The sequence below is a fragment of the Oleiphilus sp. HI0086 genome (assembly GCF_001635225.1).
The window spans coordinates 1-23,756 of the sequence record NZ_LWFZ01000873.1 but is presented as its reverse complement, the minus strand read 5'-3'; the positions used below and the strand labels follow the sequence as shown (position 1 = coordinate 23,756).

27 protein-coding genes and 1 tRNA gene are annotated in these 23,756 nt (G+C 43.8%); 11 read left to right on the top strand and 17 right to left on the bottom strand.

What is annotated here, in order from left to right:
- The 6 genes from A3756_RS15850 to A3756_RS15825 form a co-directional block, all read right to left on the bottom strand.
- The coding region (locus A3756_RS15850) for an Ig-like domain-containing protein (protein ID WP_156490525.1) at window positions 1–1,357 on the bottom strand (1,357 nt) is incomplete at its 3' end.
- Window positions 1,358–1,629: 272 nt separating this feature from the next.
- On the bottom strand, window positions 1,630–2,712 hold the full coding sequence (trmA, locus tag A3756_RS15845) for a tRNA (uridine(54)-C5)-methyltransferase TrmA (protein WP_068553876.1): 1,083 nt from the start codon (window positions 2,710–2,712) through the stop codon (window positions 1,630–1,632).
- 111 nt (window positions 2,713–2,823) lie between these two features.
- Entirely contained in the window at window positions 2,824–3,732 is a 909-nt protein-coding gene (cyoE, locus tag A3756_RS15840; protein WP_068511312.1) for a heme o synthase, read from the bottom strand.
- A gap of 130 nt (window positions 3,733–3,862) precedes the next feature.
- Window positions 3,863–4,873, bottom strand: coding sequence for a heme A synthase (locus A3756_RS15835; protein ID WP_068511310.1), 1,011 nt, complete (start codon window positions 4,871–4,873; stop codon window positions 3,863–3,865).
- Between the two features lie 54 nt (window positions 4,874–4,927).
- Window positions 4,928–5,584 (bottom strand): hypothetical protein, encoded by a 657-nt coding sequence (locus A3756_RS15830; RefSeq protein ID WP_068511308.1) that lies wholly within the window; start codon window positions 5,582–5,584, stop codon window positions 4,928–4,930.
- 10 nt (window positions 5,585–5,594) lie between these two features.
- Complete coding sequence (locus A3756_RS15825; protein WP_068511305.1) at window positions 5,595–6,269, bottom strand: SURF1 family protein; 675 nt, start codon at window positions 6,267–6,269, stop codon at window positions 5,595–5,597.
- Between the two features lie 150 nt (window positions 6,270–6,419).
- Here A3756_RS15825 and A3756_RS15820 point away from each other — a divergent pair, with 150 nt between their 5' ends.
- A complete protein-coding gene (locus A3756_RS15820) occupies window positions 6,420–6,626 on the top strand; it encodes a twin transmembrane helix small protein (RefSeq protein WP_068511303.1) in 207 nt (68 codons plus the stop codon).
- Window positions 6,627–6,689: 63 nt separating this feature from the next.
- Here the strand turns inward: A3756_RS15820 and A3756_RS15815 are convergent, their stop codons facing one another.
- Window positions 6,690–6,932 carry an Arc family DNA-binding protein gene (locus A3756_RS15815; protein WP_082865296.1) on the bottom strand — a complete coding sequence of 81 codons (243 nt, stop codon included), beginning with the start codon at window positions 6,930–6,932 and terminating at the stop codon, window positions 6,690–6,692.
- A gap of 153 nt (window positions 6,933–7,085) precedes the next feature.
- Here A3756_RS15815 and A3756_RS15810 point away from each other — a divergent pair, with 153 nt between their 5' ends.
- Complete coding sequence (locus tag A3756_RS15810) at window positions 7,086–7,493, top strand: response regulator (RefSeq protein ID WP_068511299.1); 408 nt, start codon at window positions 7,086–7,088, stop codon at window positions 7,491–7,493.
- Window positions 7,494–7,523: 30 nt separating this feature from the next.
- Here A3756_RS15810 and A3756_RS15805 read toward each other — a convergent pair whose 3' ends face one another.
- On the bottom strand, window positions 7,524–7,970 hold the full coding sequence (locus A3756_RS15805; protein WP_068511297.1) for a helix-turn-helix domain-containing protein: 447 nt from the start codon (window positions 7,968–7,970) through the stop codon (window positions 7,524–7,526).
- A 293-nt stretch (window positions 7,971–8,263) separates the two neighbouring features.
- Window positions 8,264–8,674 (bottom strand): hypothetical protein, encoded by a 411-nt coding sequence (locus tag A3756_RS15800; RefSeq protein WP_068508864.1) that lies wholly within the window; start codon window positions 8,672–8,674, stop codon window positions 8,264–8,266.
- 429 nt (window positions 8,675–9,103) lie between these two features.
- Between A3756_RS15800 and A3756_RS15795 the strand changes: the two genes are divergently transcribed.
- The 4 genes from A3756_RS15795 (at window position 9,104) to A3756_RS15780 (ending at window position 12,956) form a co-directional block, all read left to right on the top strand.
- Window positions 9,104–9,841, top strand: coding sequence for a spondin domain-containing protein (locus tag A3756_RS15795; RefSeq protein ID WP_156490524.1), 738 nt, complete (start codon window positions 9,104–9,106; stop codon window positions 9,839–9,841).
- Window positions 9,838–10,569, top strand: a complete 732-nt coding sequence (locus A3756_RS15790; protein ID WP_197475786.1) for a spondin domain-containing protein — start codon at window positions 9,838–9,840, stop codon at window positions 10,567–10,569. Before A3756_RS15795 ends, A3756_RS15790 begins: the two co-directional genes overlap by 4 nt.
- A 112-nt stretch (window positions 10,570–10,681) precedes the next feature.
- Entirely contained in the window at window positions 10,682–11,431 is a 750-nt protein-coding gene (locus A3756_RS15785; RefSeq protein ID WP_231872177.1) for a response regulator transcription factor, read from the top strand.
- Window positions 11,421–12,956 (top strand): cell wall metabolism sensor histidine kinase WalK, encoded by a 1,536-nt coding sequence (locus tag A3756_RS15780; protein ID WP_068553872.1) that lies wholly within the window; start codon window positions 11,421–11,423, stop codon window positions 12,954–12,956. Before A3756_RS15785 ends, A3756_RS15780 begins: the two co-directional genes overlap by 11 nt.
- A gap of 138 nt (window positions 12,957–13,094) precedes the next feature.
- Here A3756_RS15780 and A3756_RS15775 read toward each other — a convergent pair whose 3' ends face one another.
- The 5 genes from A3756_RS15775 to A3756_RS15755 form a co-directional block, all read right to left on the bottom strand.
- A complete protein-coding gene (locus A3756_RS15775) occupies window positions 13,095–13,766 on the bottom strand; it encodes a pseudouridine synthase (RefSeq protein ID WP_068553871.1) in 672 nt (223 codons plus the stop codon).
- A gap of 173 nt (window positions 13,767–13,939) precedes the next feature.
- Window positions 13,940–14,015 (bottom strand) — tRNA-Phe (locus A3756_RS15770).
- Between the two features lie 143 nt (window positions 14,016–14,158).
- Window positions 14,159–14,431, bottom strand: coding sequence for an oxidative damage protection protein (locus A3756_RS15765; RefSeq protein WP_068553869.1), 273 nt, complete (start codon window positions 14,429–14,431; stop codon window positions 14,159–14,161).
- A 45-nt stretch (window positions 14,432–14,476) separates the two neighbouring features.
- Window positions 14,477–15,568, bottom strand: a complete 1,092-nt coding sequence (gene mutY / locus A3756_RS15760) for an A/G-specific adenine glycosylase (protein ID WP_068511288.1) — start codon at window positions 15,566–15,568, stop codon at window positions 14,477–14,479.
- The gene (locus tag A3756_RS15755) at window positions 15,568–17,748 is read right to left on the bottom strand and encodes an AsmA family protein (RefSeq protein ID WP_068553867.1); all 2,181 of its coding nucleotides are present in this window, start codon (window positions 17,746–17,748) and stop codon (window positions 15,568–15,570) included. Before A3756_RS15755 ends, mutY begins: the two co-directional genes overlap by 1 nt.
- A gap of 201 nt (window positions 17,749–17,949) precedes the next feature.
- Between A3756_RS15755 and A3756_RS15750 the strand changes: the two genes are divergently transcribed.
- The 5 genes from A3756_RS15750 to hisF all read left to right on the top strand — a co-directional run bounded on the left by A3756_RS15750 (window position 17,950) and on the right by hisF (window position 21,348).
- Window positions 17,950–18,411: an SRPBCC family protein gene (locus A3756_RS15750; protein WP_068511282.1), complete on the top strand. Its 462-nt coding sequence runs from the start codon at window positions 17,950–17,952 to the stop codon at window positions 18,409–18,411.
- 69 nt (window positions 18,412–18,480) lie between these two features.
- Window positions 18,481–19,074, top strand: coding sequence for an imidazoleglycerol-phosphate dehydratase HisB (gene hisB, locus A3756_RS15745; RefSeq protein WP_068511279.1), 594 nt, complete (start codon window positions 18,481–18,483; stop codon window positions 19,072–19,074).
- Window positions 19,075–19,154: 80 nt separating this feature from the next.
- Entirely contained in the window at window positions 19,155–19,805 is a 651-nt protein-coding gene (gene hisH / locus A3756_RS15740) for an imidazole glycerol phosphate synthase subunit HisH (RefSeq protein WP_068511277.1), read from the top strand.
- A 17-nt stretch (window positions 19,806–19,822) separates the two neighbouring features.
- Window positions 19,823–20,551 carry a HisA/HisF-related TIM barrel protein gene (locus A3756_RS15735; protein WP_068511275.1) on the top strand — a complete coding sequence of 243 codons (729 nt, stop codon included), beginning with the start codon at window positions 19,823–19,825 and terminating at the stop codon, window positions 20,549–20,551.
- 23 nt (window positions 20,552–20,574) lie between these two features.
- On the top strand, window positions 20,575–21,348 hold the full coding sequence (gene hisF, locus A3756_RS15730; protein ID WP_068511272.1) for an imidazole glycerol phosphate synthase subunit HisF: 774 nt from the start codon (window positions 20,575–20,577) through the stop codon (window positions 21,346–21,348).
- A 114-nt stretch (window positions 21,349–21,462) separates the two neighbouring features.
- Here the strand turns inward: hisF and A3756_RS15725 are convergent, their stop codons facing one another.
- The 3 genes from A3756_RS15725 to A3756_RS15715 all read right to left on the bottom strand — a co-directional run.
- On the bottom strand, window positions 21,463–22,311 hold the full coding sequence (locus A3756_RS15725) for a CZB domain-containing protein (RefSeq protein ID WP_068511269.1): 849 nt from the start codon (window positions 22,309–22,311) through the stop codon (window positions 21,463–21,465).
- A gap of 158 nt (window positions 22,312–22,469) precedes the next feature.
- Window positions 22,470–23,369, bottom strand: a complete 900-nt coding sequence (locus tag A3756_RS15720) for a divergent polysaccharide deacetylase family protein (RefSeq protein ID WP_068553865.1) — start codon at window positions 23,367–23,369, stop codon at window positions 22,470–22,472.
- Window positions 23,362–23,756, bottom strand: a 395-nt coding sequence (locus A3756_RS15715) for a S41 family peptidase (protein WP_231875552.1), incomplete at its 5' end; no start/stop codon positions are given. The genes A3756_RS15715 and A3756_RS15720, both read right to left, overlap by 8 nt.

The window sequence follows — 23,756 nt, the reverse complement described above, 5'->3', positions numbered from 1 at the left end:
CGACAGTCGTACTGCTCGTTAAAACTGCAGTGTAGCTTCCATTGCCAAGATCGGTGACCGGCCCGACGCTGCCAATATCGGCTGTAATGTCGACACTGTTTCCACCGCGTGCCAAATCATTATTGTTTATATCTGAAAGCTGAACGGTAATGACGCTCGTGTCCAGGCCACTTGCTGGCAGGCTAGCAGTATCGGCATTGATGCGAGAGGTCGCTATGGAAGGCGTATCTGCAATCAAGGAGACAGCCGCTGTATCGCTAACGGTTGCACCATCAAGTGTTGCGCTGATAGTTGCTGTGCCAATACTAATAGGTGCGGTAAGCGTTGCGCTGTAGCTACCATCTCCATTGTCGGTGCTTGTGCTTATGGACCCCGCTGTCGTGAAAAATAACACTGTTTGGCCGCTTACTGCCGTTGGTCTGTTGCTTAGGTCGTAGCCATCCAGAGTGATTGTAGTGGTGGCACTACCATTGGCGACGATGCTTGCATTATTTGCAGAGATAAGTGAAAAATTTGCGTTGGCAGGAAGTTGATCAGGCCCGGAGTCTTGTATGTGTGAATACGTTGTGGAGGCATAATCTTGCTGAAGGTCAAAGCCGCTTTCCTGGAAAAACAGGTGAGCTTCAATTAGAAAGTTGCCACTCGGTTCATCTAACTGATATGAAACACTATTTGTTCTAGTCTGAGTTTGCCCTACAAGCCCTGGAAAGTCTTCGGTGGCTTGGCTGTGCATGTTGCCGCTCTGGTCGATAAGGTTTACTTCTAGCCGGTAGCCACCCTCTCTGGTTGTGAGTACTTCGGTATCTAGGTTTAAAGTAACTGTGCCACTATCTATATCAATAGAGGACAGGCTAATATTGATGAATTCAGAGCTATCATCATCCCCTTCATCGATAAGTAATTGTCCCCAATTGACTCGAGTGGCCCAAGGGTTTGCTATGGTGACTTCGACGATATTGTTCCCGGAAACTATTTGCCCGATTGGCACGTTAAAAATATTGGTGCTGTCCTCATCTGCGACGCCGGACAGGTCCCCTAGGCCGTTGCCGTTTATAGAAATCGACACCTCTTGGCCTAATTCTTCATCGATGTCGTGAGCGTTAATAAGAAGCTGGGCAGAGGTGCTTGGAAGGCTGCCTGTCAGGTTTATGTTGAACTCTATCGGGTAGTTCAACGACGTGTCAGAAAGAATACGACCTATGTCATCATCAGAGCTTCCTGATCTTGCGTTATCTTCGTTGTCTGTATCTGTGTAGTAGGTGTCACCAGCGCTTAGAGACGGAGACAGCATTGCTAAACACAAAGCAAGAAGGCAGTACAAGCAGGTAAGGTTCTTGTTAATAGCGGATATTTGCATAGGGCCGTATATATTTACTTTATGTATATTTTATCAATAGGTGACAGCAAGGCTCTGGTTTAGAGCTTGTCGAATATTGACCTTATAGCGCTATGTCTATGCAGACTGTTTACCGATGATAGCTTATTTTGTCGTGATTTGACTAAGGTCTGACTATTACCGGCAAACTTGTGTACATTATTAGCGTTAATAACTTCTCACAAAGATATGATGCAAGTTTCGGGCCTCTCTTAAAACTCATCAGCTTTAGGTAGGCTCATTATGTTATAGGGCTACTTTTTTGATAAGTAAACGCCGCACTCAATGTGGTGGGTATAGGGGAACTGGTCAAACATCGCCAAGCGTTTGATCTCATGTGTTTTGCTCAACTGTTCCAGGTTTAGCTCCAAAGTATCAGGATTACAGGAAATGTAGACGATATTGGGGTATTGGCTGATCATTTCGCAGCTCTCGTCATCCAAGCCGGAGCGAGGAGGGTCAACGAGTACGGTTTGAAAGTCAGTTTCTTCTAGGTTGAGGTCTTTCAAACGACGGCGTTTTTGGATGCCGTTCATGTGCCCGGTAAACTCTTCGGCACTAACGCGAGCAAAGTCAACGTTATCGATTCTGTTCATTTCTTTATTGTCATTGGCAGCTTTGACTGAGGTTTTGCTAATCTCTGTAGCAAATACACGACGGAATTTATCGGCCATAGCAATAGAGAAATTCCCGTTGCCGCAATAGAGTTCAAGTAAATCTCCCTTATTGCCGTCGACACAGCTTCGGGCCCAGCTGAGCATCTTTTCGTTCATCTTGCCGTTTGGTTGAGTAAAACCACCTTCAATTTGTTTATAGCGAAGTGCTTTTCCGTCGACGTTTAGTATTTCAATAACATAGTCTTGATCGAGTAGAAGTTTGAGCTTTCTGGCTCTGCCGATGATGTGAATACCAAGCTTTTCTTTCAAACGCTTGGCTTCTTTTATCCAGATTTCATCTAACTGTTTGTGATAAATCAGAGTGACCAGCATTTCACCTGAAAGTGTACTCAAGTATTCAAGCTGAAACAGGCGATGCTTGAGTTGAGGTGACTGGTTGATCTCTTCCATCATGACAGGCATTAGCTCAGTGATAGCTTTGCTAGCAATGGGGAAGTGAGTTATTTCAATTGGCGCGTTCTTGGTCCCTTTTTCAAACATGGCATGGAAGCATCGTTCGCCTTCGTGCCAAATCTTGAATTCGGCCCTTAAGCGGAAATTTTCAACTTCACTGGCAAAGACTTCCAATTCTGGTGCAGAGAAACGCAGGAACTGCTCACGTACTTGAGCGGCTTTGTTGTCCAACAGGGAGTCGTATTGGTCGATTTGAAAGTCTTGCATGGAGCGTAATACCTGTCAGTGTTCCGAACAGCCCTATGCGTAAATAGGGCGAAATGAAAAAGGGCAGGTATTATACGTTGAACTGGCCGCTTTGCGAAATCTAATCAGTTTCTATCCGCGTATTACCAGTCGTATGTAATGATCGACGAGCAGAAATGCAAATAAGGCCGTTAGGTAGAATATTGAGTAAGCAAAGGTTTTCATTGCGTGTTGGTCAGCACTGCAGCGATATAGCTTATAAGCGTGATAAATAAAGCCCAACCCTAAGGCTACCGCCCCGGCTAGATAGATTAAGCCGGTCATTTGTATGGCAAAGGGTATCAGCGTAACGGCAAGAAGCATACAAGTATAAAGTAATACCTGTACCTTGGTGAAAGGAATGCCATGAGTCACCGGAAGCATAGGGACATCAACTTTTGCATAATCATCGCGACGGCGAATGGCCAGTGCCCAGAAATGTGGTGGCGTCCAAATAAAGATAATGAGAAATAATAACAAGGCCTCGGTGTTAACTTCACCCGTCATCGCGACCCAGCCAAGAATCGGCGGTGCAGCACCGGCAGCACCACCCCAAACGATATTGTGCGGGGTAGAGCGTTTAAGAAACATAGTATAGATGACCGCATAGCCAATAACGCAGATGAAGGTTAGTAGCGCGGTAAGCTGGTTCGTTGTCGCAAGTAAAATCGCCATAGAGAGTACGCACAAACTTAGCGCAAAACTCAGAGCTGCCTTGGATGACAGGCCTCCAGTCGGAATGGGGCGTCCCTTGGTTCGCTCCATCGTGGCATCAATTTTTTGATCCACCCAGTGATTGATTGCAGCGCCAGAAGCTGCAGCCATACCTATGCCGAGTGAGGCAAAGAATAAGGTGTCGAGGGGCACCATGCCAGGGGAGGATAAAAGCATCCCAACGATGGCGGTAAAAACAATAAGTAAAACCACATTGGGTTTACAAAGCTCGAGGTACTGGCGCCATGATATGGCGCTTGCGGGTGCAAGTGCGGTAGTGTTTGCCATTGTGAACTCTCTTTGTTGTTTTTATATTCTTCACACAAGACAACGGCTGTATAAAACATGCCTTGTTGTTTTTCTTCTAGCATTGCCTGAGCTTTTATGAACCGTTGTTTAAGAAAACTGAGCGTAGATGCTAGGTATTTTTTTGTTTATCAGTGCTTAGCTTCCGATTAATTGCGACGATAGTCAACAATAATAATGCAGCACCGCCATTATGTGCGACAGCTATCGCAGTTGGAAGAACCAGTATGATATTCAATATGCCCAAGCTTATCTGTGCGCACAAGAGAACTAACAGTAAAATGGCTAAGTTTCTTGTGCCTTGCTGGCCTGGGCCTTTTGAAAATCGTAACAGGAAAAGGGCAAAAGTGCCGACAACTAGGAGTGTCACTACTGCTCCTATTCGGTGTGTCAGATGAACCGCCGTACCCGCTTCAAGCGAAAGCGTACCACCTTCGTAATCAACACCGAGTTCTCGCCAAATTGTAAAGCCTTCAGAGAAATCGGTATTTGGCCACCATTTACCTTGGCAGGTTGGTAAATCCCAGCAATGAAGCGCGACATAGTTAGTGCTGGTCCAGCCCCCGAGTGCTATCTGACAATAGACTACGACGAGTGCCAATATGGCCCAGTTCTTAAGGCCTCGGGAAACGATAGCAGGTTTTTGTTGTCGATCACTTAGCATCGCCCAGCAAAGCAGGGCTAAAGTTAACATTCCCCCAAGCAAGTGAAGCGTAACAATTGCGGGTTTTAGTAGCATGGTGACGGTCCACATCCCTAGTGCGCCTTGAAAGCAGACGACTACGAGTAGAATTAGGGGAAGCGTGAGTTGCTGACCTTGTTCTTTTCTGCGCTTAATCGCAATAGCTGCCATTGCCAGGATTAATAAGCCCAAAGTGCTGGCAAAGTAACGATGAATCATTTCCTTCCAGGCTTTGTCGGCTTCAAATGGGCGTTCCGGGTAGGCTTCGTTGGCAGCTTGAATGTCATTGCTATCACTTGGGGCAATGAGCGTGCCATAACATCCCGGCCAGTCTGGACAGCCCAATCCGGCATCAGACAGACGAACGTATGCGCCCAGCACTATCACAAATAAAGCCAGCGCACAGGCGGCCAGGCTGATTCTGAAAAAGAGTTTGTTCATGTCGTCTCTATTATTTTTATTGAGGGGTATTGATCATGAATAAAGATGTTTTTATTACAGCTTGGGTTTATTAACCTTTAAAAGCCTTTCTAAGTCTTCCATTAAATGCTTTGGCTCCACGCCCTCAGGGTAATACATCATTAGATTGTTATAGGGGTCGACCATGAAAATACTATTTTCGACCTGAGCATGTGTTTGAGAAAATGTGTTGATCAGCACTTTGGCATCAAGGCTGTCCGAGCTCACTGTTGCTAACTGAGGAAAGGCTTGTGTAAGGTCTACTTTAAAGGGTGCTAATGCTTCGGGAGTTTTTAGTAATAGAATGGGTTTGACGACCTTGCGGTTTATTCCTGTTGATTTCCTGGCTTGTCGAATGACTAAAAGCGTATCCTGACAAGATTGTTCACAGGATGAACTCACCGTAAATAGACGCCAGCTTCCGGCTAAACTTTTATCCGAAAGTATTTCGCCAGCGCTTGTCTTGAGTGAGTACTCGCCAATTGGTAAAACGGGGGAGACTAATTGTCCATGATTTCCTAAGTCACCCACAGAAAAGCTACCTTCGCTATTCATAAAATACCAGGATGCGATATAAGGGAAGCCAAACAGCACCAGCATAATAACTAGAGGATTAACCAGGCGCTTAAAAAGGGTGGGGTTTTGTGGCTTATCAAAAGAAGGCTTATTTACTGGCACCGAAGGGTTGCTCATTTAATCACCATTAGTTGTTACTATTATTTTTATTAGGTTTGGCTTTGCTTTTAAAATTAATACCAAGAAGGGCTATTAAAACAAAGAATGCGAAAACAAACCACTGAATTGCATAGCCAATGTGCATCCCGGACTTTGCTTGGAATTTAGGCCAGTCTCTCACGAAATCTGAATCGGGTTCGGGCGCAAGTCGCAAAATTAAAGGAAGAGCTTTATAGCTGCTTTGCTGCTGAAAAACTTCCATATCCATGTAATACCACAGCGGTGGCGTAGCAGAAATAGGGTGATCGATACTCCCAAGGATGACTGGCTTAGAGCGTGGTAGAGCGAGGATGCCGCGTAAACTTAATTGCTCAGTTGGCGTCTTGAACTCAGGCAGTCCGTTTTGCTGTTTGGCCAGCCATCCGCGGTTCACCAAAATAACTTCATCTCGATTGCTTAGTAAAAAAGGGCTCATTAGGTAGTAGCCTGGTTTGCCCTTGTGAACAATATTGTCTAATAAGAATTGCTCATTAACTAGGTAGTGGCCCGTCGCAAGGGCTTTGGAGGCCGATTTAAGATGGTTGCTTTGTAGGTTTAAGTTTCTGGGAGGCAGCATGCTCAATTCTTCAAGCTCGGATTGGGTTTGCTGTTTCTCATCAGCTCGTTGCAATTGCCAAAGGCCCAAAGCACAAAAAACAAGCATCATTAGGGTGCAAAACAAAGAGAGGAAAAACTTAGGCTGAAAAGAATAGGGCATATTTAATGGTCAGTCGCAGTTCATTGAGTATTATTTTTCTGTTACGCTGAAGCTAGAACAAAGCCTATCAGAATAAGACTTAAAAAAAGGTGACCCATGAGCTTTTATAAAATTCTAATACTAATTAACTTGTTGGCGGTTCTTGTCAGTCTTGGTGCGGGCGCTTTCTTTTTAGGTAAAGATGATAATCAGCATACACGAGTGCTCACTGCGCTGACTGTACGCATATCTTTATCTATATCATTGTTAGTGCTATTAATTGCTGGCTATTATCTGGGGCTGATCGCACCGAACCAGTTTTGAGGGGCTACTTTCTAACAGGCGCAAGTGAACGTAACCGTTCACTTGTATACAAGTTGGCTTGATCTATGAATCTGAACTTTTTGCTGAAAGGTGATCTAACTTTTCATGCAGAGAGCTTAGTGACTCTTCAACACTCTTTAGTTCAGATTCTTTTTCGCTTTCATCAAGAGAGTTTTCCAAGCGATGGTTGATTTCCGAAGTTAAGGTTCGACCATTCTGTTTCGCTTGTTCTTCAAGCTTTCTTCTAAGCTCTTTTTCCATTCTTAATGAAAAAGCTTTTAATCTGTGTCCGTATTCGTCGCTCATAATTACCACAATAATGAAATATTTATTTAATGGCTACTATTATGATGTTACGGCTGTTTCACTCAACGGATTCCGTTGGCTTTCCGAGGTCTGTTCAAACTAAAGCGAATAAGGATAGAATAAAAGATTGGAAAATAATTGAAAGGATAATTAATGCCGAATCCATATGTTGTTGTCGATGATTGCCCTGACGAGAGTTTCTTGGTCACTAGGATTATCGAACAGCACGAGCAGGAAGTTGATTTATGCATGCTGCAGAATGGTGCGCAGGCGATTGACGTACTGGGTGACCCTGGAAGTCGCACGCCAGATTTGGTTATTTTAGATAACAAGCTACCGTTCTTTACAGGTATTGATGTGATCAAGTCACTGATGAACCAGGCGCGTTTTCACTCTGTGCCGATTGTTTTGATTTCTGCAGGGTTTTCAAAAAATGAAATCAAAGAGGCCTACCGCATTGGTGCAAGGAGTTGCGTGCGGCAGGATCTGGATGTTACCAATTGGAACCGTCAATTAAGAAGTGTTCTGGCTTATTGGCTAACTATTAACGAAGTCCAGTAAGAGCGCCTAATGTAGGGCTTATTCTTAGCCCTACTTTATCAAAGGTTGCCCCTCATAGAAGTCAGTTAAACTCTCAAAATAGGCTGTCATTTTCTTAAGTACTTCATCATCCCAGCGCATTAAAAAGTTCACCATTAGGTAGAAATCGGGGTTTTGGCTGTATCTAGAGTAAACGTTTACGTAATTATCTTGATGCTTACGCTCTTTTTGGCCATCAAAAAGCCCCGTGCATAGGTATATCAGGTCGGTATCTAGAATTTCACACAGAGCAATCAGCTTATTAATGTCTGTTGGAACAGAATTTGTTTTAGTCGGGTTCTCCCAATCGATATAGACCCGTCGTGAAACGCCAATCGCCTCAGCAAGTTCTTGCTGCTTTAATGGTGTGCCTCTTTTTAGACCGTAGGCATTCCTTAGTTCTTTTAATCTTCGGGCAAAATGAGCTTTTATGAGTGGGAATTTAGTTTCGTGAAGCATTTTAGGGTACCGAGATTAACAATTCGTAACATTTTTGTTTACAGTGTAATGTGAACTCTGGTTCACTTTTGTTGACTGATGAAAAAATTAAAGTGCTATATATTGCACAATGATCTAATTTTGTTTTTGACGCAAGCTTTGTTTTGAGGCGCGATAAATTTGGTGGAAGAGGCTTGAACTAATGTGGGGCAGTTCTTCGGAAAGCAGGGTGCTGTATAGGCGTATATGCTGATTGATATATAAGCCCAATTAAGTTCAGTGGGCTTATATATCAATTTAGGAGTCAGCTTGATTTAACGTTTTTTAAGGCGTGATAGAAGGCGGCGAGAATTTCTTTTGTTCGGTGTATTGTTTGAATCAAGGCCTGCTTGGTTTTTACTTATGTGTGCTTTTTTTTGCTTTTCGATAGCGCTCATGGACTCAGGTTCATTTGTTTTTTGAGGAGGTTTGGAAACCGGCTTCCTTGCTTTTACTGCTTTGCTTGAATTAGCTTTTCTGATTATCTTTTGTTTTCTTATCTCGGCTTCGATCAGTGCGATATCTTTTAGAAGAGCTTTTTCATGATCAGGTGTCTTTCGTTTAGTGACTCTTTTTTTTACTTTGGGTTCTTTATCGGTTAGTAATTTACTTACCCACTTCTCATCAAACTCAGGGGGAAATTGCTCCTCAAGATGGGCTGCAATCTTTTTGTTGAGTGTTGACATATCCGTTCTCCTGTCATTGTTCAGCCTCGACTCGCTCGTAAGGTACCGGAAATGTATATGGCGTCCTATAGGCGAGCGAATGCAGTGGGAGGCTGATAGTCCCTAGAAAATTACGTATGATGCTGAAGGATTGTATCGCGGAGTATATGGTGGCCAAGGTTTCTAGCAAGGTCGCATAGAGGGTTGGCTTTCACGTCCGTGTTGTAGTTTTAGTAGTATCGATGGCTTCCAAGCGCGAGGGATAATAGGCGCATCTTAACAGGGGGTCAATAGTGCAATCGTGATTCTTTCATAGTGTTAAGTTTATAGAAAAAAGCTGAGCGATAAATTAATTACTCTTTCGTGATACTTTCGTGAGGAATGTAGCTGAGCCTCTGCGTAACAATGTTTCCACCAAAACAACATAAATGTTTTCCGGAGGAAACTGACATGAAAAAAACTCACTCAAGTATCAAAAAAATTGCGCTGGGGCTTTTACTTCCAGCTTTTAGTGCTCCTTTTGTGCAAGCCGCAGAAGTGGATGTCACTATCGAAAACCTGACCAGAGGAATATTCTTTACGCCCTTGGCTGTTACAGCTCACCCTGAAGGTTCGTCGTTATTTGAACTTGGAAGCGTGGCATCAGATGATTTGCAGGCAATGGCAGAAGGTGGTGATTTAAGCGGAATTGAAGCCAGTTTAGATGCGCTAGGCGCTGTGCAATCCAATAACCCTGCCTCGGGACTTCTTGAACCCGGATCAATGACTTCTACAAGCTTGAATACCGATGGCACAAGCAATGTTCTGCTTAGTGTTGTAGGTATGATCTTGCCTAGTAATGATGGCTTTATTGCTCTGAATGGAATCGAGATACCCAGTGAATCCGGAACCTATACATACTATGCCAAAGCCTATGATGCAGGTACAGAAGCCAATGACGAAGTGGTGGGTAGTGGTGCGGTAGGCGAGGCCGGTTTTCCTGCTCCTGGGCCGGTTGCAGCGACCCTAGGTGAAAATGGTACTGGTATTGTTGCCACTGCTGAAGGTTATGTTCATATCCATCGTGGTGCTTTGGGGGATCTGGATGCTGATGGAGGTGTTTCAGATTTAGATAGTACTACTCACAGATGGTTGAACCCAATTGCCAAGATTACTGTAACGGTAAGCGAATACAGGGCAGAGCTATGAACGGTTATTTTTCTATCAATAAGAAGTTGATGAGTGGAGCCCTGCTGGCCTCATCGCTAATTCTATCCGCGTGTTCTGATAACGACTCTAAGCAGGATGACATGCTTGAGTTTGAAGTTACAGTGAGCAACTTGACGGCTGGTCAGCCTTTATCGCCTGCTGCAGTTTTATTGCACGATTCCCAATGGAAGAGTTTTCAGACGGGTCATAGGGCGAGTGATGAACTCGAGTTACTAGCTGAAGGGGGAGACAACAGCCAGTTCTTATCCTCATCGCTTGACGATTCTTACGTTTATCTTGCTGAGTCTGGTGCTGGAATTATAGCGCCAGGAGAGTATGAGTCGTTTCAGGTTCAAACTTCTGAAAAATACTTGGGAACTTTATCACTGAGTGTTGTGTCTATGTTGGTTAACTCGAATGATGCTATTGCAGCTTTAAACGGTAAAGCAATTAGCACACTAGAGATTGACGAGAGTATGAGTTTTGAATTGCTGACCTATGATACGGGCACTGAAGCGAACACCGAGACAGCAGACACAATTCCCGGGCCTGCAGCACAAGGTGGCGATCGTGAAGGGTTCAATGTTGCGCGTGATGATGTTCGGGACGCAGCATATCTGCACCCAGGTGTTGTGACTCAGGACGACGGTTTATCAAGCTCAACCTTAGGTGAGGTTCACCGTTGGGATAACCCGGCTGTGAATGTTCGCGTGGAACGTATTCGTTAGCGCACGTTGTTTGAGGGCTTTTGAATGTTGTTATTCTTAAGCTTAGTAGCCTCACTCTCTCCTCGTTTTTATGGTCTCAAACAGGCTTATGATAAATGCTAGGGAGCAGAGAATGAACCTTCATATGGAGAGTAAAAGTTTACAAGCGGTTGATGTTCTTTCTGACCTTGATAGAAAGCGTTTTCTGATTGTGGAAGATGACCCCGATATCGCAGACCTTATGTCGCTTCACCTTCGAGACTTAAACGCCGATATTTTAGTTGTTAGTGATGGCGTTGAGGGTTTTCAGCGAGCGAGATCAGAGCAGTGGAACGCCATTATTTTAGACTTACAACTGCCAGGCATAGACGGTTTGGAGCTATGTAGAATGCTTCGAGTCTCACAAATTTATGTGCCGCTGATGATGGTGACTTCCCGTTCAACTGAGTTGGATAGAGTCTTAGGTCTAGAGATTGGTGCTGATGATTACTTAGTTAAGCCTTTTAGTGTGGCCGAACTAAAGGCAAGAGTAAAAGCATTGCTTAGACGGTCTGCCCAGAGTGAGAAACCAAGACCTGAAGCGAGTGTATTGAGCTATCTTAGCCTTTCTTTAGATTCCTCTTCTAGAAAAGCAAAATTAGCTGAAAAGACGCTAGATCTAACAGCGAAAGAATTCGATTTACTTTGGTTCTTTGCATCTCATGTGGGAAAGGTCTTTAAACGTAGTGAGCTTCTTGACAAGGTTTGGGGTTATGGTCACGAAGGTTATGAGCATACCGTTAACTCTCATATAAATCGCTTGCGATCAAAACTGGAATCGGATTCTTCAAACCCTGTATATATTAATACAATTTGGGGGGTGGGTTATCGTTTTGGAGAGTAAGAACATTGAAAAGGGTGCGATGAGACGAAAGCTGCCGTTTTATACAAAGCTGGCTGTCACCATATCTATCATCGGTATTTTTGTGACAGGGATGTTCTTTGTCTTAGCGCTATGGAGCAGTGATAAATATCATCAAGAAGTTACCCAGCGGCTCCATCGTGACTTGGCACCGTACATACTGGATCATTTATCTGAGCCTTTGTTTTTAGACAAAGCAGAGCGAGAAAATGGCAGCCTTAATATCAATAAAAAGGCACTTAAGGGGATCGCAATCAATACCATGATGATCAATCCAAGTGTTGAAGTTTATTTGTTGGATAATAATGGTCAAGTATTAGGGCATGCGCTACCCGACGCCTCAATCGATAAAGGTCAGGTCAATGTACGGGCAATAGACTCATGGCTAAAGGGTGAGGGGAATGAGGCAGTCTTGGGGAGTAATCCAAGAGAGCCTGATAAACTCAATATATTCTCTGCCGCGCCTGTCTTCTTTCAGGGTAAGCAGAAAGGCTTTCTGTATATCGTGCTCGCTAGTCATGAGTCTGCCTCGATAGCCGAATCACTGCAAAGCAGCCATATCATTCGCATTGTCTTAGGAGCGATGTGCGCAATATCGCTATTCTTCGTTTTCTCAGCTTTGTTATCTTTCAAGCGAATTACTAGCCCACTGAGGAAGCTGGCTCAGGAAATTCGAACTTATCGTGAGGCTGAGCTAGGCACAAGTGATGCTTGGGAATTAAGGAGTAACAGTGATGAAATTGAAGTTTTATCGAGTTCCTTTTCGCTTATGCGCCAACGAATACAAAGCCAGTTTGATCAACTCGCTGAAAGTGATCGCTTAAGAAGGGAGTTAATATCTAATGTCTCTCACGACTTAAGAACGCCATTGGCAGCCATGCAGGGCTATTTGGAAACACTCATTATCAAGTCCGAGACGCTAGACTCTGCTAAGCAGAGAAAATATTTGGAAGTGGCGCATCGTCATAGCAAGCGTTTAAGGGATTTAGTTAGTCAATTATTTGAATTATCTAAACTAGAAGCGGGGAGGGTTCAGCCACAATACGAGATATTCTCCTTGACTGAGCTTGTTTACGATGTGCGACAAGACTATGAATTACGAGCGCAAGAAAAGGGGCTTGAATTGATCGCAAAAGTGCCTGATGAGAATGTTTTGGTGAATGCCGATATTTCTCTTATGCAGAGGGTGCTCCAGAACCTGATTGATAATGCTATCTCTCACAGTAAAGAAAGTGGTGAAGTTACCTTGTCACTGAAGTTAGAAGGACGCGGCGTTCAAGTCGGTGTTTTTGATACTGGCCGTGGCATCGCTGCCGAAGATATCCCTTATGTTTTTAAGCGTTTCTACCAGTCTACGTCAGACGTAAATCCTGAGCTTAGGAAAGACGGCGCTGGCCTTGGTCTAAGTATCGTTCAGAAGATACTTGAATTGCATGACAGTATCATTAGCGTCAGATCTCAGTTAAATACCGGGACAGAATTTTCCTTTGCTTTGATGAGGGTCTAGCTTAGAGGGTGAGACGGGAATGTTCATTTTTTTTAATAGTGAAAAGTGATTTTTCTCATACTTTTTGCTTGTGGGGAGCGGCACTAACTCAAGGGAAAGAGTAGAGTTAATGAATATCATTCCAGCGTTTAGTATCGGCTAAAATGGAGAGGGGCATAAGCCCTTTATTTGTTTTCCTGAAATAGGGTGTACAAACTCCAATGTTGTTGCATGTAGCATTAGGCGGTCAGCCATTGCTTTACTACGCTCTGTTGCATATAAGTCACAGCCAATAATAGGGTGTAAGATTTCGCGGCTATGAATTCGCAGTTGATGGGTTCGTCCTGTCAATGGTGTGAATGTTACCTTGGTCAAGTCAGGGTTCAGGTAGCGCTCAATAACTTGAAATTTTGTTATCGCCTCTTTACCTGTTTCGTAGCAGATTTTCTGGAATGGAAAATTGGCCACATCTTTTGCGATTGGAAAGCTAATCGTACCTTCATCTTTTTCGAGTGTGCCTTCTAATATCGCGCAATATGACTTTTTTATCGACCTTGCCTGAAACTGTTTTCCAATATGAGCATTAACGCTTTTGCTAAGCGAGACCAGCATAATACCTGAGGTGCCGAAGTCGAGCCGGTGAGTCAACCTAGCACTAGGGAAGTCTTTAACGAGTCGGTAATGAACTGAATCAATATTGAGAGGGTTCTGTCCTGACAAACTCAGCAATTTACTCGGCTTGTTAATGAGCAATAAATGCTCATCTTGATAAAGAATCTTGATATGTTCGTGGCAAGGCGGGGCGATAAAATCATCAGGTTTATGTTGCATTGTCTTAGTATGACGGAAAAAACGGTGATGTATAGATGAATTGAAACAGAAAAGTGTTTAGTTAAAATTTGTCGATTCAGAAAGTGATAATTCAACCGATATTTTTACGGTTGGGCTAAATCGCAGACAAGAAAAAACCCGAACATCTTGCGATGATCGGGTTCTTCGAATAATGGTGCCCGGTCTCGGAATCGAACCAAGGACACGAGGATTTTCAATCCTCTGCTCTACCGACTGAGCTAACCGGGCATATCAATTATTTAAAGTGCTTGATCTTGCACTGGTACAACTTGTTGCGTCTCGGTATGTCTGCAACGGGGGCGTATTAAACCTGTTTCGTTTCGATGAGTCAAGAGCTAAAACTAAAAAAAAATCACAAACGTAAATTTTGATTATTTTGTAGGCGTAACATAGCCCTCTATGCTTTCAATGTCTTCATTATTAAAGAATTTATGCATCTGTTCTTTCAAGAACTTTCGGTCTTCGGCGCTCATCATATTGAGCTGTCGTTCGTTAATCAGCATGGTTTGTTTATTTTGCCATTCTTTCCAGGCTTGTTCAGAGATGTTGTTAAAAATATCTTGGCCCGCTTCTCCTGGCATTGTCGGGGTATCCAGGCCTTTCAGTTCTTTTTGATACTTTCTGCAAAAAACAGTGCGACTCATGTTTCGATCTCGTGTGGTAAGTAAATAGCATGTGATGGGTCAATCTTAGTCATTTAATCTGAATAAATCATCACAATTTAGCTTTTCAAGGTAGGAAGATATTGGTGCCGGCAGGCCTAATTTAGAAAGCTGATGTTCTTGGATCCACTTTAGCCTATCTGATGAGCGTACTTCTGGTAGTGACGCTTTTAGCTTTAATTTAACCGGCTGTATCTCTAGTTTGTAATGAGAAAAGGTATGGTGAATGCTTTGGTGTCTTTCTAGTAGTTCTGTTTCTATGCCAAAGTTCTCGGTGCAGTATTGAATCAAGTCTGGTGGCGTGAGTGAGGGTGGTGCCTCTGGCAAGCTATATAAACCACCCCATATTCCGCTTGGCGGCCTTTTCTCAAGTAGGACTCCCTTATCAGACTCAATTAGCAGTGCCCAGGTTTTCTTTTGAGGGATCTTTTTTTTGGGTTTTGAAACCGGTAGGGCATGTTGTAGGTCTGCTTTGTTTGCCTGGCAATCTTCCTGCATTGGACAAATTGTGCACTTAGGTTTGCTGCGTGTGCAGAGTGTTGCGCCAAGATCCATGATGGCTTGTGTATAGTCATCAACACGATCTTGCGGTGTGTGTTCATCTGCGAGTAGCCATAGCTTTTGTTCGGTTTTTCTTTCGCCAGACCAGGTTTTGATGGCGTGATAACGACATAAAACCCGTTTTACGTTGCCATCAAGAATCGGGGCATATTGTTTGTGAGCAATGCTACGAATAGCGCCAGCAGTTGAACGACCAATGCCTGGCAGGGCACTTAAGCCGTCAACATCTTCGGGAAAGACGCCATCCAGGTCATAAGATATTTGTTTTGCTGCTTTGTGTAGATTACGCGCACGGGCGTAATAGCCTAAACCGGCCCAATGTTCGAGCACGCTGTCTTCGTCAGCATCTGCCAAACTTTTAACATCAGGAAAGCTTGCCATAAAGCGTTTGAAGTAGTCGATAACTGTGCTGACCTGGGTTTGCTGGAGCATAATTTCAGATACCCAAACCCTGTAGGGTGTTTTGTCTATTTGCCAGGGTAAGTTTTTGCGACCGTGTTGGTCGAACCAATTTAGTAGGCGATTTGCAAAGATTGATGAGCTTTTATCTGTGGACATTAAAATAGTTTCTTGAGTAGGTTCTTGGCAGCATCTTTGATTTCATCTTTGTCGCCAAGGTGTTTGTTTAAGGCTCTATCCAGTTCTTTATCTAATTTACGCTTTGCTTCTTTAGCAGCTACTTGCTTGGTCGCATCGAGTAAACGTTTGCTGTCCAGTTTACATAGCTCAGCTGGAGGCGTATCAAATTTTCCTTTGCATCTTACAGGAACAGGAATGTCTTTGAACTTTTCATTAACCCTGCAGGCATGCTCATTAGAGTCGCCAATGACGCGTAAGCCGGTTTTTATGTCTAGCGATGTTGCGCTCAGGTTGATAGGGCCTTCGGCGCTCATCGCCAATCCGGAGCTTGTTAGCTCGAAATTGTTCGTGAGAATCTCATCTTTCAAACTGGCGCTGCCTTTAAGCAGATCAAAAGGTGTGGCTTTTGGCCAGTTGTTAGTATCGATAGAATCTTTATTTATTAGGGCCAATCCTTTGCAGCTTAGTGCCTTGAAGTTTATGCCTTGAACTTCACCGTCGAGTACTTCAAATTCGGATTGAGCCAAGGCATTGCTTTGAACTTCGCTTAAGGTGTTACCACGACTTGTCAGCGCAGCACTAAAATTGAGAGTGCCACTGAGGCTAGCGCTGTCCTCGGCATTTTGAATTTCCAGCGCTTGAATCAGAGTGCCTAAGTTAAGGTTTGATATCTTTGTATCGGCTTGCCAAGTAGGTTTGTTGCTACGCGCATCTATTTTTGCGCTCGTGTTTAGTATGCCTTCATGAGACTTCGCAGACAGGTTTGTTACGCTGACGATTCCGTTCTTTGCGGCTAATTCGACATTAAGATTTTCGATCAGGACTTTGTTTGCAATTAAGCTTTGTTGTTTTAAAGATATGTCTAGATCGAGCTGTCTCAGTGTTTCTAGTGGCAGAAGCTCTGAGTTGGTTTGGTTGTTCGTTGGTGCTTCATCGTTGGCGCTTGCTTGGGTGTTGTTATTTTCCTCTTCGGCGGGTAAATAATTATCGATATTAACTGAGTCACCGACAAGGCTAAGTGCAAACGCTTGATTACTGCTATTGAATGTAAGGTCTCCTTGCCATGAACTCTTATCTACTTGTGTGTTGATTTGTTGAAAGTATAGAGCCTGGTCTTTAAATTCGAGCTTACTCGAAAGGCTAAATGCGTTTAGCGCTTCAGGTGAAGATAAGGTGGGTAATGCAATTCCAAATCTCTCGGCTAGAATCTTGGGGTTGAACTTGTTGACTTGGACTTGCCCTTGAAGGTGAGGTGATTCTAAGTAGTTTGTAAGGCTTAACTGACTATCAAGCTTGAGTTCCTCGAGTATGAGGAAAAGCTCCTCAACCACTATTTCTTCTTTACTGGTGTTCACAGTGAATTTGCTGTCGAGACTTGCATTAATTACTTCGAACTGAGAGAAGGCGCCATTCGCTTCAAAATTACTCTTGAGTTCTTTTACCGTAATTTTTGAAAAGTCAGGTGAAAACTCGATAAGGCCAATAATATTAGAATTGAGTGTTAGTTTTTCTATGGTGTCTTCGAAGGTGAAGTCTATGTCGAAGGGTACATCTTTGTTTGGTGCTATGTTTGAAACCTTAATACTCGCAGGTGAAAGTTTAATGCTTTGGTTTTTGAGCTCTGATGTATAAGCAATGTTTAGGTTAGATATGCTTAGCTGGCTGAGTAAAAACGAAAGCTCAGAAGTCTTCTGGTTTTTTGAGTCTTGATTTGAATCTTTTGCTTTCGTTTCCGAGGTGTCTTTTTCCAGTGCCGCTGTTTCTTGTGTTGGTAGAATATTAAGCCAATTGGCTTTTCCTTGCTCGTCTTCAAATAGCGATATTTTTGCACTATCGAGAAGCAGGGTGTGAACGCTGGGTGAACCCTTGAGTAAAGAAAATAGGTCTACCTGCGCCAGTATTCTCTTAATAGATGCAAACGCTTGTCCATGCTGATCACTGATTTGCATATCGTTGATATCAATGCCGAGTGGGTACAAAGACCAGGTTAGGGACCCGTCTATCGATAAGTTTATTCCGGCTTGTTCTATAGCTTGCTGCTCAATCGTAGGTTTGAAGCGATTTGCATCTTGAAACTGAATGAACAGCGCGATACCTAGCACTGCTAATAAGGGCAGTCCGATAACCAAAAGTAAGCTGAATTTAAGAAATTTGTTCATTGCTGTATATGGCCCTTAATGAGTCGGTTTCTTGTTCAAGGTATCGTGGCTTTTTATCTTTGAAGTGTTTATTATTGCTGGTCTGCAGGATTATGTCATTGAAGCTTTTCGAATTTCTAATCGGAACGCTCATTAATAGGCTTGCCCGCACAGAAATACACCCTGAGAAAACCACCAGTGATAATAATAGTGAGGTAGGAAATGACCGTTAAAGTAAGTATTGATATTGATCGCGAGTTTACCGTTAAAGCCGATGCAAGCACTGCTTTTGCATTGTTGGCGGATGTGCCCGCTTCAGGCGCCCACTTCCCAAAAGTTGAAGCACTAACCGATCAAGGTGACAATACCTTTCTTTGGGAAATGGAAAAGGTAGGCTTGGGTGATCATGCAATCCAGACTGTTTATGCCTGTAAGTATTCTGCTGACGAAGCCGCATGTGAAGTTACTTGGACTCCTGTTAAGGGTGAGGGTAATGGCGTTGTATCAGGTAAGTGGGAAATAACCGAAGGTGACGGCGTAACTAACTTGAAATTAACGACTTCTGCGCAATTGACTTTGCCTTTACCAGGCCTGCTTAAGTTAGCAATTAGCCCGGTTGTTAAGCATGAATTTAGTGCAATGGTTGATGAGTATATCGACAACCTGAAAGGCGCATTGGCTTAGACCTTTTGTGCTGTGGATAAATAAGGCTATCTAATTTATCTATTTATTATTTTATTTTCGGAGAAGTAAATGGCTGAGAGAAAAGCCCAAGTAGAACGTAATACTCTGGAAACACAGATAAAAGTTTCTGTGAATCTTGATGGAACGGGTGAGGCTAAATTTGATACTGGCGTGCCTTTTTTAGAGCATATGATGGATCAGATTTGTCGTCATGGCATGATTGATATCGATGCGCACTGTAAAGGCGACTTGCACATAGACGATCACCATACCGTTGAAGATTTGGGTATTACACTAGGCCAGGCATTCTCTAAAGCTGTGGGCGATAAGAAAGGCATTCGTCGTTATGGCCATGCCTATGTTCCTCTAGATGAGGCATTGTCGCGTGTTGTTATCGACTTCTCTGGCCGTCCTGGCTTGGAATACGATATTCCTTTTACCAGAGGAAGTGTCGGCCGCTTCGATACAGAGCTGTTTTATGAGTTTTTTCAAGGTTTTGTAAATCACGCCAATGTAACTTTGCACATCGATAATCTGAAGGGTAAAAATGCTCATCATCAGATCGAAACGGTATTCAAAGCTTTTGGCCGCGCGCTTCGCATGGCTTTGGAACTTGATGAGCGAATGGAAGGAAAAATGCCGTCTACTAAAGGTTCTTTATAGAACCGGTTTCAAGTTGTACGACAGTTAATAAATAATACTGGCCTCTTTTGAGGTCAGTTGCTTTTTACGAGTGAGAAAAAATGACGACAATTGCCATTATTGATTATGGTATGGGCAATTTGCATTCGGTTTCGAAGGCATTTGAACACGTAGCGCCTGATGCAAAAGTCCTTGTAACTTCGGATGCGGATACGATTCGTGCATCAGATAAGGTTGTTTTGCCTGGTGTAGGCGCTATGCGCGATTGCATGGCTGAAATTAAGCGTTTGGGCTTTGATAGCTTAAGCATGGAAGTTTCCAAGGACAGACCTTTTTTGGGTATTTGTGTTGGCATGCAAGCTTTGCTTCAACATAGCCAGGAGAATGGAGGCGTTGATTGTATCGGTGCCTTCCCAGGCGATGTTTTGCATTTTGGCGAAAGCTTGTATGAAGAGAACGATAAGGGCGAGAAGGTTCGTTTGAAAGTACCGCATATGGGGTGGAATCAGGTGGTGCAGAATGGTGATCACCCTATGTGGCATAAGATCTCAGATGCCTCGCGTTTTTACTTTGTCCATAGCTATTACGTAGCGGCTGATCATCAATACTTGGCAGGTTCGGCCCAATACGGGAAGTCTATCGCTGCGGCACTTAGCCGAGATAGCATTTTTGCAGTTCAGTTTCACCCTGAAAAGAGCCAGCATGCAGGTTTACAGCTACTCAAGAATTTTGCGAACTGGTCTGGAAAATAGAAGGTACTAGTCAAGCGATGAATATCCTACCCTCAATTAACCTAATGCAGGCTAAATGTGTGCATGTGTCTGGTCATCACCTTGATCAGACCAAAGTTTACTCCGATGATGCGACAGACCTTGCCGGGCGTTGGATGGATGCCGGTGTGCAGGACCTTTATGTGTTTGACGTAGATGGTGCAATTCAGGGGCGGACGGCTCATGCAGAAATGATCGTTTCGATCGCTCAGCGTTTTCCAAATCTAAATTTACATGTTGAAGGTGGAATTCGTAGTGAATCTGAAGTTGAGCATTACCTGAAGTCTGGTATTAGAACAGTGACCTTAGGAACTAAAGCTATAGAAGATCCTGCGTTTATTGCTGAAATGTGTAAGCGCTTTCCTGAGCGCATTACGGTGAGCCTGTCACTGCTAGAGGGTCAGGTGTGTACACATGGTTGCCAGAAAACGTCACCAGTTACTGCCGAAACCTGGGCGCAGCAATTAAGTGCTGCTGATATTTCTGCTCTGGTTTATCGAGACCTTGGGCGTATAGGGAGCTGTCAGGGTGTTAATCTCGACGAGGCTATTAAGCTTGCTGAAGTCTCTCGCGTACCATTGTGGGTGACTGGCGGGGTAGCAGATATGGATGATATTCGTGCATTGTATTCCGAGTCTGAAGTGGGTATCGAAACCGTATTGGTTTCACGAGCTTTGGATGAAAAAGCCTTAAGCCTTAAAGAGGCTCAAGACTATTGTGAAGATTGAAATTATAAGTGGAGAGCTAGTTAATGGGCTTGGCTAAAAGAATTATTCCCTGTTTGGATGTTGATGAAGGGCGCGTTGTAAAGGGCGTACAGTTTGTTGATATCCGTGACGCAGGTGACCCGGTAGAAGTTGCCAAAAAGTATGATGAGCAAGGGGCTGATGAAATCACCTTTTTGGACATCACAGCGAGTCACCAAGGCCGTGACACAATGGTTCATACTGTTGAAAAAATGGCGAGTGAAGTGTTTATTCCGCTAACGGTTGGTGGTGGAATCCGAAAAGTTGAAGATATCCGCTGTATGTTGAATGCCGGCGCGGATAAGGTTGCGATCAATACAGCGGCAGTATTTAACCCAGAGTTTGTTCGTGAAGCTGCCGAGAAATTTGGCAGCCAATGTATTGTCGTCGCAATTGATGCGAAGAAGGTGAGTGCAGAGGGTGAAGAAGGTCGATGGGAAATCTTTACTCATGGTGGTCGTAAGCCTACAGGCTTGGATGCAATCGAATGGGCCAAGAAAATGGCTGATTACGGTGCTGGTGAAATATTACTAACCAGTATGGATCAGGACGGTATGAAAAACGGCTTCGACTTAGGCGTCACTAGGGCGATTACCGATGCTGTGTCTATTCCGGTTATAGCATCTGGCGGTGTGGGGAATTTACAGCACTTGGCAGATGGAGTTTTGGAAGGTGGCGCCGATGCTGTTCTGGCAGCAAGTATTTTTCATTTTGGAGAGTACAGCGTTCAAGAAGCCAAGGCACATATGGCCGATTGTGGTATTGAAATGCGCCTGTAGGTCTTAAGCGCGAGAAAGTTGTCTATTGTAGGCAGAGGGTTCAGGCGCACGATCAATTTCGTGCTAGCCCTCATGCGAGCCGTGGAAGGCGCTGCCTACAAAGCTTTTTAAATTCTATGCAACCTGATTAGATTCAGACTTGCTCTCAGGCTGGCAGTTGATCAGCATTAATGGTGCTTCGTTACCGTCTCTAAGAAAGCCTTCCACCACAAAGTCATCATTTTTACTTCTCATGATTCCATCTGCAGAGTCATCTCGACAAAATACTTTTTTGTTAAAGGTGACGATGTCGTTGATATTATCAAGACGTAAGGCTGTTACTTTGCCGCCAGTGCGCTCTACAAAAAGAATGATAGGACGGATGCTCGATAAGGCTCGCTCTTTGGTTAAATGGAACAGGTGGATCAATTCTGATAGCGTGGTTTGTCTTTCGGTGTTCAGAATCTTCATTGCTTCGTCGTGATCAGTCTGATTTAAGTTGAGTAAGGTTTCAGCTAAACCGTGTAACTTTTTATGGGGTTCATCAAAGCGCAGGAGGGCTTCTTTAAGCTCTTCAATATCTGTTTCGAACTGGTTGTACCACATGCCAAAAGCGCATTTGTTAGGGTCAAGCGCTTTAGTAAAGGGCGTGTTGTTTTTAAGTGATGACTCTAGTGCATCAAGCCAATCTCTATGTTGCTGCTCCATTTCGTTCAGTTTGGCAACCAGGTTGTTCATTAGGGTCTGGTGATTTTCAGAACCAATAAGCTGATTAAAATCGTACAGCTGAACAGTGTTGTTCTGGAAGGTAATCACTTCGTGATTAAACTCATCAAGCTCATTTACCTGAAGGTTTCTTTTCACGTCTTTCTCAATATAAAGTACTTGTTCCAGAGGGATGGCAAATGCGGCGTCAGCCGTCATAAAGGTAATCGCAGCAAGAGTGCCGTCGTGAAATAAGCTGTCTATATTTTTGCCGGACATGGTGATAAACCTCGGGTTTGAAATGTGTTCGCTATAATCCTTGAAAGTGCGGAGGCACCGCGCATATTTAGTATAGACCTGATAGAAAATCTGACCAGTAAAGATCGACTAAATTAATTATCACGAAAAATAACTGTTTATGGATCGGTAGGAAGAATTTATAGGGTGTCTTGATATTCTTGCGGAATTCTTTGCGGGCTGTAGTTTGCGTGCTTTAAGGTGTCTGACGTGGATGATTTACTTTGTGCTAGTCGAGGAACTTTGTTTCTTGCAGCAAAGATGTTTTGCATGCTCTGTCCAGGGTTTTGTATTTGCCAGATAGCGCTAGCAGAAGCGATACTGATACCTTTTTCGTCAAGCTTTGTCAGAGCCCAGCTCAAGTATTCAACTGTGACTTTGTGAGGGTGGGCGATTGCTATGGCTGTGCCATTCTTCTTTGCTAGTTCGACTAGCTTGATAAACTGAGCTTGAACAAATTTTCGGGTTTGAAAATGGTCAAGAAAAACATCCCGGCTTATGTTAGGGATTTGGTGCGCTGCGGCAATTTTGGCGGCAACCGAGTTGGCAGAGGTGCGACTATCCAAGAAAAAGAAGGGGTGCTGTTTAACCGTTTCCATTACCCACTCCATAACCTTGTTTTGAGTTGTCAACTGACTGCCCATATGGTTATTCAGGCCTACCATATGCGGAATCGAGATAAAGCTTTTTCGCAAGGTTTGCTTAATTTGCATCTCACTCATGCTTTCGGTTAAACCGCCCTTACCGAGCTTAATCCCAAGCTTATTTTGCATGGGCGAGTGGAGCATGATTTCCTTGCCATTCTCTTTAGCTCTTTCGATTAGGGCTCGTGTATGGCGTCTTTCTGGTAGAAAAGACAAAGTAAGGGGGTAGGGTAGGTCAATTAATCGGGAGCCGTTCTCCAGGTGATTCCCCATATCGTCAATGACGATCGCGATGGTCGGTTGCTGCTTTAGTTCTGCAGCAACGGGAAAAGCAAGCACGACAGTAGTCAGGATAAAGGTGACTACTGTACTGAGCTTGAGGAGATAGTTACTCACCTTGTGGCGTGCCTTCTTCAGCTAGGTTTTCAGCCTCAGTTTGGCTCTCTGGTGTTTTGACGGAAGAGTTCTTTTGCTTAACTTTTAGAATATCCAAAGCCTTTAGCAAACTTAAAGCTTCCTGAAGCTGGAAGTCTTTTTCCAGCATGGATTGTTGACGAGAAACTTCTGAGTCTTCGCTTTCTTCTTTGCTGGATTCATTCTTATTTTGGTTGCCGTTACTTAAGTGACCGGCTAGATCAGACTCTCGATAAAAGGCTTTGGTTTTTTCTTCACTCAACTTGGCTCGGTTAACTTCTATATCGGGCTCGATACCTTGCGCCTGAATCGAGCGGCCATTAGGGGTATAGTAGCGGGCCGTTGTTAGCTTAAGCCCATATTCAGCAT